The following is a 9,927-nucleotide window of genomic DNA, read 5'->3' as shown; positions in this document are numbered from 1 at the left end:
ATTTTTACGAGTAACCCATCTCTGATTACGTTTTTTATCAACTAAAGGCTCAACTTTGTACTGACAATAAGTATATAACTCTTCACGGAAATGATCAGAGATTAATGCCAAATCTAATGTTGATCTAATAGGTTTAGAGCGTTTTAAACATCCATCAGCATTTAAATCATCAGTATTAAAAGCAGTTTTGACAGCAATATGAGAAGTTAAATAGCCAACTGGTGCAAGAGATAGTTTTTCAACAGCTTCTAAAACAATTTTAGGCTTACTTTTTCGCCCTTCAAAGAAGCTTGGTTCAAAATCCCCATCAATAAAATCAGGAACTCGATTTCTTTCAAAATAAGAATAAATAATACGCTTATTTAAATAATTGGCTTTACAGTATTTATTAATCTCATGTGCTATTAATTCATATCTAGCAGCTTTAGCTTTAGTCTGAGTATAAGTAGGGTAATATAAATCAAGAATTGCGTTTAAACAGGTAGTAAAACGATCTGCTGCATTTTCATATTCTTTAAACCGAGTTTTATCCAGTTCAAGCCAATGCTTTGTATTATGAAACTGTAAAACATCATCCAAAATAAATAAAAATGCTCGCTTCAATTGATTTGATCGAGTATGAGATTGTGTCTTTTCTAGATAATCGAAAATTAATTTTTTATTCGCATCTAAGTCTTTGTAAAAAAAATCAAAAGGGGATTTTTTGAAATCAGAATTGTATTGTTCAGAAATTGTTCTAAGAACAAAACTTATATCTGATCTTTTATTATTTGCAGACTTTCCTTTTAGTGATCTTTTAGTGCAGTAAATATTAGCCTGATGAATACAGTTAAGTTTCAACTCTCTATATAAGAGTTGGTTACGCACCTGATTTGAGGTTAATGTTTGCATACAAATCTCTCCAATAACTATTAATTGACAGATTTGAAACATGCCTGCAAATGTGCGAAAATAAGTATATCTAGCCCAATCACGTTAGATACTTATTTTCTAGCCCGTTACTGCGTCAACAGTAACGGGTTTTTACATTTCTAGCGTTTCAATTTCATTTAATTTACAGAATCGTTTTCAGATTCCAGTTCCAATTTTTCATAAGCAGTTTCAGTTAATTCAAGATTCCTTCTGACCCTTTCACCACTTCTCTTTAAGTACCCTTTCTTTTCTAAAGCACTCAGATAAGGTGTTGCATTATCAGACTTCAACTCAAGAAAACTCGCTATTTCCCTACGTGTAGGCATATAACGATGATCTTGCAAATAACTATGTAGAAATTGCAGTAAAGACATTTGCCGATCCGTCAAAAACGGCAATTGCGTCACTACTTCTACTTTAGAGGTAGTAGTCATTTCAACCACTCCATCCCATGTGTGTGAAAACCCTAATTAATATTACTCCTAAGTAATAGTTTGGACAATAGTTTACACAGTAAAAATGGTAAGTTTTTGTGGGTGCTTTTAGGTAGAAAAATAACGGTAGAAAGCCTTAATTGTATTTCTTGAAAAATGCGTGTCCTAATACAAATGCGAATCCAGTATAAATAAAATATATATATAAAATAATAATTTAAACTTGTTTTAAAATTGACATGCTCTTTGCCTTGCATTTGACACGCATTTTTCCATGTCACTAAAAGCGAATCCAGTTTTTTAAATGCGTGTCAGGTTAGCGTGTCAAAGAAATAAAACCATATAAGTACATGAATAATAATAATAAAAATTATATTTATTTATTTATATGACACGCTATTTTTTGAGCATGTTTTTTAAAAATATTATTTTATTCAATTACTTAAGTTAATTTATGACATGCTTTTTGTATATTTGATAGATTTTAGATATTTTTTCTACTTTAGTATTTTTCTACTTTTTTATTAATTTTTGTTTTTTACATTTCTACGTCAAACATATTTATTATTATAAGATATTGATATTAAAAAATTAATCTAATCTAATATTCCTAGAGAGTCAGCCCGATACCACTCGATTTTTTTGGAACTAATTTTTATTTTTATATCAATTAGTTAGCTATTTTTTAATGAAAATATTAATTTTTTTGGCAGGTAGAAAAATAAGAAGAGTAAATTAATATTAAGCTCTCCTTATTTTTATTTAATTTCTACTTTTGAAAAAATTAGAGTAATTCAATGATTAGTTGATTTAATTCATCCTTTGCTTTTGATGCGTTCATTTCCGTAACTGATTTGGATTCCACAATAGCATCACGGAATTGTTTTCTTTCAAAAAGCACAGTCTTTAATAATTTGAACTGGTCAAACTCAGCAATAAACTCTATTGCATCTTTCAATTCAGTTGTTCTTACAGCAGCTCTATTGATTAAGACATAAGCCTTTAAGTTTTCATTAGTCTGTTTAGCTGTTTTAACCTTCTCTTGCATGTAATCAAGAACTTGTAAATCGAGTAATGAAGGTTGTGTTGGAACAATTAAAGTATCAGATACAAGTAGGGCTTCACGGAAAATAGTAGAATCACGACCAGCAACATCAATAAGGATATATTCATATTCCTTATCTAGTTGTTCCAACTTTTCTAATAGATCGGAATGAATAGTTATGCATTCAATATCATCTCTCTGATTAGCCCATTTGAAAGCAGACTGTTGTTCGTCAGCATCTATTAGAATACTTTTTCCCTTATTGTTTAATGCAACAGCTAGGTTAGTAGCAAGGGTTGTTTTTCCTACCCCACCTTTTCGATTAGCGACACATATTATTTTTGCCATAAGTAAGCCTTCATACAATCAACAACAAAACTATTAATAGTTGTATCAATAGTTTTGTTTCACGGACGTTAATTTTTTTCTTTAGGTGTTTTAATTACATTCAACTGTTGACTCAGCATCTTTTGATATTCCTCTTTCCCTATGATCTTTTTGCATTGGTCAAGGATTGTTTGTCGAATGAAATTGTTTATAGAGGTATCACTTTGTTGCCCCAGTATAGTCACTGTTTTTTCAATAATATTCAGTTCTTCTACGAATAAAGGAATAGTGAGATTTCTGCCATTCTTTGTTCGTGATCTTGTTGAAACTGGCAATGTATTTGGTTCAAGAAGAACAACACTTTTATTTCTAGTTACGATCTTATTAGGTGGGGTAGCACCTGTTAAATCTTTAGCATCAGAGTTTACATCAATATGAGTAAACTCCTTATTTTGTCTAGCTTTAGCAAATCTATTTTCAGACATATTTAATCCCTAAACTCACTTATTTGATATAAAAAACCTAATAAATCAATTCTATTACATACTAAGTATAGTTGTATAGTAAAATCATTAATACAACTATTAATAGATGTTTATAAAAAATCATTAATACAACTATTGTTTCTATCAAAAAAGAAGGTTGAATAGATCAACCCTCTTTCATGTTTAGAACTAATTTATTCTTTAAGGAAGCCTAACTCATAAACCATTGGTCTAAGTTTATTACTTAGTCCCTTATATGCTTCTTCAAATTTAGAGAAGGATACAGGGATAAAATCTCCACTACTATTTCTTGCCTTGAGAGCATTTCTGATTTGATACCAACCTACATCGGTACGATTCAGCTTAAGCTCAGTTCTTAGTGCATGATTGTCTGTATGCTCAAAATAAGCTTTCCACAATTCCCTACCTGCATCCAATACAGCCTGTGCTTCACTGCTCAGGGTTTTACCACTCAGGTACTGCACCATAAAGTCACTTTCAAAACGCTCCGAACTACCAACTTCACTCTCAGTAAAAGGTATGAAGTGATTGGTGATAGACCACTTCTGTCCTTTCCACTCTAGATCATCAGCACTCGCTGTCAGGTTGCTGCCATTGAATAGCATCCAAATCAAACAGTCATTCTTAAATTCGTCTGTAAGCTCTACATTTGGCTGTAAGAATTGATCACGGTCATTTAGCCAAGTTGAGCTAATCAGGAGTCTTACTGAGAATACAACAGCAGCTTTCCAAAGGTTTTCGGCATTCACAAAGAACCCTCTTGCACTACTAAACCCCGATGAAAGAAGGAAGGTGAGTTTATTGGACTGTTGAAGATCATTCCCTGCACAGTTAAGCCAAGCAATCGCATTATCAGACCAACGTGTTCCTCGCAAGTCTTTGCTTGTAGTGGCAGGTGATACAGCGTTCTTCAAAGGAATACACACTTGGGTATTGGTCTTCGGTCTTTCCACCCAATCAGTCAAGAGAGCGTAGTTTTCAGTATTAAAATACCTCTTATTACCAATCGGCACTGAGTTTTTATCCAAAACATCGACACTGATTTCATCAATAACCCATGTGTTCTTTTTGGCTTGATCTGTTTGCCACACCAAGAATCCAATCGGGAAATTGCCTTTTAAACCCTCGAAAGCCTTACTGTGAACCACGAAACCACCCAAGTAACGGGCATTCCAGTTTTGTCTAAATTCTAGCAATGTAGGCGAACTTACATATTTCAGTGTAGAGAACATCGCCAATGTCGCCTTAGGTATTTCCTTAGCAATACGTGCAACAAACTGTGTGAAAAGCTCATTTCTAGCCTTGCCATACTTACCCATCAAGTGAGCAGCTACTTTTGTTTTAGCCACACCTGTTTTGCTTGCATCATCCCCACCCGCAGCAATAATATTGTCTGAACTTGTAGCTTCTGCATAAGGAGGGTTGATCAGGATAAGTATCTTCTTACCCTCAGCAATAGCCTTTCTCAGTGCTAGAGGTACTTTGTTTGTCAGGCTGTAATCAATTTCACCATCAGATGTAATATCGTCATTCAAGTAATCGTACTGGAAGCGTGTAGATGCTACACATGTCTTGGAAGCCTTCATTACATCAATATCTGCCTGATCTAATGTGCTCATGAAGATATTTCTATGGTTTGAGTGTTTAACCTCTAAGTTACCTACACCACAGCACATATCCCAAACGATATATTCTTTTTGCCAGTTCTTACCCAATGTTTCATCTAGCTTGTTGTATGCCTTATCTACGACATGCAACGGTGTATAAAAAGCTCCTTTAAAACTTCGTTCATCAATTGGAATCAAACTGTCTCTACGTTCGAGCAGATAGTTGCGATATTCTTCTTTTGGTGGTCGGTGATAGATCGCCCAAAATCTACGATAACCTTCACGATTCCCAAGCTCATAAACTTGACCATTCAACATGAAGGCAGGTGTATTACTGATAAATACTAATTTAGCAGGTAAGTCTTTATGTGTACTTACAACACCATCATTCATAATGTCAGCAAAGAACAAAAGGGTGTAATCATCTTCATTTACATCCTTAATCTCTTTGCCAATCATATCAACCCATTTATCAAATACCTGTTTCAAATTATTCGGGGTGATTTGGGTTCGATTTATATCTCCTGATTTTATTGCAGACTTTACGGTAGATATAAATTCTTCTTCATGTGTGGATATTTTAAAAGACACAATATATGTGCCTATATAAGCAGAAATAACTTCTAAAGCTTCTTGAGTATATTTACTTGCTGATTTACCCCATTTAACTGTCTTTTTTTCTAAAAAAGGAATTACATCGCTGCTTTTCATAATTGCAGCTTTTTCAGTATCAATTACCGCTAAAAAAGGGGGAACACTTTCACCAAGATTTAATGATTGTTGGACGTAGTGTAAAAGTTGGGTGAACATAGCATATGTACTATGTCTTCCTGTATCTTTTGCTTCAAACCAAATTTCTTTAGTTTGAATATCAATCAAGCCTTTCGTGAAACCTTTTAACCCTAAAGCTTTTATGTAGGCATCTTTTACATCTTCTTCACTTTTCACATTTTTTAATGCTTCATATAGACTCATAGTAGCCACATTTTTAAATATATTATTGAATATGATATGGTGTTAATTGAATTAATACAATCAATAATAGGTGTTTTAAATCAATAGTATGTAATAATAAATAAAACAATGGATAGTTGTATTAACACAACTATCCATTGTTTTATTGGGTAAGTGAAATAGATAATTACTATTATTAGTTGTACTTGATTTTATCCTTTTGCTCTTGCTGTAATCTATGTGATTTAAATTCACAGTGACTATTAGAATATGGACATGAAGAACATCCTTTACAGAAATCAAATGGGTCTTTCTGCAATTCGATTGTTGCACCTAATTCTTCAATCACTTCATTGACTGCATGATCATTAAATTGCATGACTTTCAGGCGTTTTCCATAGAATGTTGTACGCCCTAGATCAATATTATCAAGTAAGCCAAGAGTCCTTAACTGACGACCAACCCACTCAGGACGTTGCCACTCAGGAATAGAGTTAGTCATATCAGCCCCAAAGTTTTCATCTAATAGGGTTCGTAGCTCTAAAATTACCTGAGTAACAGTAAATCGGATAAAACCTTCTTTGATTAGATTTTTGACCGCTTCTTTCAGGGTTTCTACAGGGTCACTTGTTTCGATTACAACAGTACGTTGTTTTGATAATGCAACTTCAAGCTCTTTACTGCATTCATCGCTTACCATTTTGGCAATGACTCGTAAAGGTAAGGCAATTTCATCGAAACGTCCTGATTTCTCATTAAATCGAGAAGCCTGTTCTTCGATCTCTGCACATTTCATAAAGCCCCAAGAATGTAACTCTTGGCGCAAAGCTTCTATCTTTGTAAAGTCAGTAGCGTTTAGCTTTTTGATTGTTCCTTTTTCTGAGTCAGGCATATGCCGTGTTTGAATCCTCAACATACGAGTGCTAAGAATGTCATCAGCGCCAGAAGTATTGCTAATTAATTTAATACCAAAAAAGTTAAGACGTTCAGTTTTCATCGTCTTAACGTCAGTCCATATTTTCTCTGCCGTATTTTTATTGTAAGAAACTTTTAAGGCTTGGACTAGCTCACTAAATTGTCCACCATCCTTACCGCCTTTACTAGCAACGCCTTCTAGATCGTCAAAAACAACGAATCCTCGTGCAGCATCAATATGTCGAGCTGCTGTAGCTGCTGAAACTTGACCAATGACTGAACCATTACAAGATAGTTTAGCCATGATAATACCTGTTTGAGATTTACCTGTACCTGCTTGACCATTCAAGAAAAGAATAGGTACTGATTCAAAAACATTTTGAACGTATGTGGCTAAAACAGTTAAAGAAAGAATCACATAATCTTCTTTAACTGGAAGCCATACTGCTTTTTTTAAGGTGTTATATACATCATCAAAAATATCTCTTGTTGATCGTACTTTTACCCTTCTATTTATATAAGCTTCAATGTTGCTCCATTTCCACGTACAGAAATCGTTAGGCTTTGGCTCAGAACGAATTAAAGTACCATCGGACAAACGGATTACACGTTCAGAATCAGGTGTACCTCTTGGAGCAGGGGACTTTATTGCTTTATGGACTGTTGCATCAGATCGTACTACTACAGTTTCATAACGCTCTGAAAAGTATTCCACCCCATATTCATCAATCTCTTTTTTGCGAACTAAAGTTTGAACAGGGTAATACATACGCTCATTAATATACGCACCATTAATATCAACAGGTGCTACATTAAAACGACCTTCTGCTAGGAAGTTATTGCTACCCTCAGCAAGATCAATTTTGGTCGCACAGATCGGTGAATCATTCAATAAGGATAAAAACTCTTCAATACAACTATCAGCCTTAAAGAAATCAGTCCAGTCTGCCCCCCATTCACTATCAGGTTTAATAGTGCCATCTGCACTATATTTTGCGGGCGCATAAGAAGCAGGGCATTTAACACGGTAACAATCCTTTAAGATTAATTCAGATAACTTTTCAGCCATCCGATCCCCCGCAGAATCATGGTCATGCCCTAAATAAATTTTTTCAAATCTACTCCAAAAGCCTTCACTTCTCATGACATCAGGAATGCTAGAACCGTGTGTACCTGAACACACTAAAATATCTTGTAGAAGGTTATTCTCTTTCAGGTTTTGATATACCACCCATGCATCCTTTACGCCTTCACAGACAAAAATTTTCTTTTGTTTGCGATATGCATGAGTAAAGTAGACTTGTGGTGCGCCTTTCATCCAACCGTTGCGATCTGTTGGATTTTCTGTCACATCAGGAATGCAATAGTAGCCATTTGTACTTATGAAAGAACCATCTTCACACCGCATTGGAAAGACTAATGCATCAGATGATGTGATACCTTCCGAATTGGTGTAGGGAGTGCTCAAGCCAAGTTTAAATTCTTCAATCGTTGCCAATTTTAAAGAGCGAGATGCTAAGTAATGCATAGCTCTTTGATTGGATTTTAAACGAGATACTAATTTGTCAGTCCAACTTTGACGAATAGGTTGGGCTTTTGGTCGAACTTTTGGTTTGCTTTCAACTTTAACAATCTTAGATGAAGGAAAACCTATACCTGTAGATGATATGCCTAAAAATTCTACTGCTTGCATAGCAGCAGTTTTCTTATCAATATTGAATCTTTTATACCAAGCATCAAGCAGATCAAACCAAGTATCATCACCATTAAAATCACGACACATACCCTGTTTTTTACCTGATAATGCAATTTTAAAACTGCCATTATTACTGGCAGGAGTGTCATAAATATCACCAGTTACCCAATAGATTCCCACCTTTTTTCCATTAGGAAAAAGGTGGTGGACAACTCTTTCAACATCATCACGAAGCTGAGAAGCAATAAGCTTCATATCGACTAATCTGCTCATGCTTACCCAACCTTCTTGATATTTTGTAAACAATTATCCCAATCGTTAAAAGCATCAGCAGGTGTTAAGTGACCATAATGCTCTTTAATCATTTTTTCACTATCAAGTAAAAGGTAAGCAACATAAGCAAAAGCCCCTTTGTTCTGTTTTAAGAAAGTAGTCGCCACAATATCCCTAAAATAATGGACTGAAATACCACCTTTTTTAACTTCCTGATTGCCAAATCTTGCTGTGAAATATCGAATAGTATGTCCTAAAGAAGTTGTAGTAAATTTTTTTCCATGACTAGATATGAGAAAAAATTCACTATCCTTACCCCTTAAAAATACAGGTCGAGCTAGTTTTAAATAGAGTTCAATCTGTTCCGAAGTATCTTCGGATAGTTTTAAAGTAAATACATCAGGGATAATTTTCTGATTGAAGTTTTTAAAGCAATGTTTAGGGATACTAACAATATATCTACCATCAGTTTTATCTTTATAAATACATTCGCAATTAGGATGATTACCATATTTCATATCAGCCCAATTTCGTGCTCTTAATGGAATTTGCATTAAACATTTAACAATTGCGCTATCACGAAGAGCATTCAAATAACTAAGTCGAGTATGTTTATTATCAGGATGTGCTTTATACAAATTAATATCTTTTTGTGCAGCATTAAGTATGTCTATAACGTATGAAGCAGGTACATCTAGCTCAACAATTCCTCTATTTCTATGTTTAGCTGAGTCTTCACTAGCTTGAATAAAACTTTCGGTATCTTTGGATAGCTTCTTGAGTTTCTTATAGTTTTCACAAGCAAGTTGATGAATTTCATCATTAGTTAAACTATATCTTTCACTGAAAATTTCATCTGCATATTCATAGAAAAAACAATGGTCAGGATTCCAAGCACTAGAAGCAGATTGAACAATAATATGATCAGCTAAGGTGATAGAGCCGTATTCTTTTATCAACTTTGAGTAAATCTTCTGAAGAACATCTGATTGCGTCAAATGGAAAAAGGTCAATTGATCGTCCCGAAGAATTTTTAATTCTCTTGCTTCTTTGATTACTAAAGTTAAGCCAGTAATCAACTTAGTAAATGATGGAACATGAATCTTTTGATCAAAAATACGCAAGCCTGCAAGTCGTTGGGTGTTTAAAATATTTTCATGTGGTTTACTTGGGTCGTAAGAATAATTTTTACGAGTAACCCATCTCTGATTACGTTTTTTATCAACTAAAGGCTCAACTTTGTACTGACAATAAGTAT

At 34.3% G+C, this 9,927-nt stretch carries 7 protein-coding genes; all 7 read right to left on the bottom strand.

The annotated features are described in order from the left end of the window. The coding region (locus CF596_RS13660) for a hypothetical protein (RefSeq protein ID WP_143228701.1) at nt 1-891 on the bottom strand (891 nt) is incomplete at its 3' end. A 158-nt stretch (nt 892-1,049) separates the two neighbouring features. Then, nucleotides 1,050-1,346 carry a hypothetical protein gene (locus CF596_RS13655; RefSeq protein ID WP_052319536.1) on the bottom strand — a complete coding sequence of 99 codons (297 nt, stop codon included), beginning with the start codon at nt 1,344-1,346 and terminating at the stop codon, nt 1,050-1,052. Between the two features lie 784 nt (nt 1,347-2,130). Beyond that, entirely contained in the window at nt 2,131-2,739 is a 609-nt protein-coding gene (locus CF596_RS13650) for an AAA family ATPase (RefSeq protein ID WP_096902792.1), read from the bottom strand. Nucleotides 2,740-2,807: 68 nt separating this feature from the next. Further along, nucleotides 2,808-3,203, bottom strand: a complete 396-nt coding sequence (locus tag CF596_RS13645) for a hypothetical protein (RefSeq protein ID WP_096902791.1) — start codon at nt 3,201-3,203, stop codon at nt 2,808-2,810. A gap of 194 nt (nt 3,204-3,397) precedes the next feature. Beyond that, nucleotides 3,398-5,806: a hypothetical protein gene (locus CF596_RS13640; protein ID WP_096902790.1), complete on the bottom strand. Its 2,409-nt coding sequence runs from the start codon at nt 5,804-5,806 to the stop codon at nt 3,398-3,400. Between the two features lie 175 nt (nt 5,807-5,981). Then, nucleotides 5,982-8,669 (bottom strand): toprim domain-containing protein, encoded by a 2,688-nt coding sequence (locus CF596_RS13635; protein ID WP_143228700.1) that lies wholly within the window; start codon nt 8,667-8,669, stop codon nt 5,982-5,984. Nucleotides 8,670-8,671: 2 nt separating this feature from the next. Beyond that, nucleotides 8,672-9,927, bottom strand: a 1,256-nt coding sequence (locus CF596_RS14805; RefSeq protein WP_171325019.1) for a site-specific integrase, incomplete at its 5' end; no start/stop codon positions are given.

It is taken from the genome of Acinetobacter sp. YT-02, assembly GCF_002412355.1.
Taxonomy (GTDB): Bacteria; Pseudomonadota; Gammaproteobacteria; order Pseudomonadales; family Moraxellaceae; genus Acinetobacter; species Acinetobacter towneri.
The sequence above is the reverse complement of the archived record's forward strand: the minus strand, read 5'-3'. Positions and strand labels throughout refer to the sequence as shown.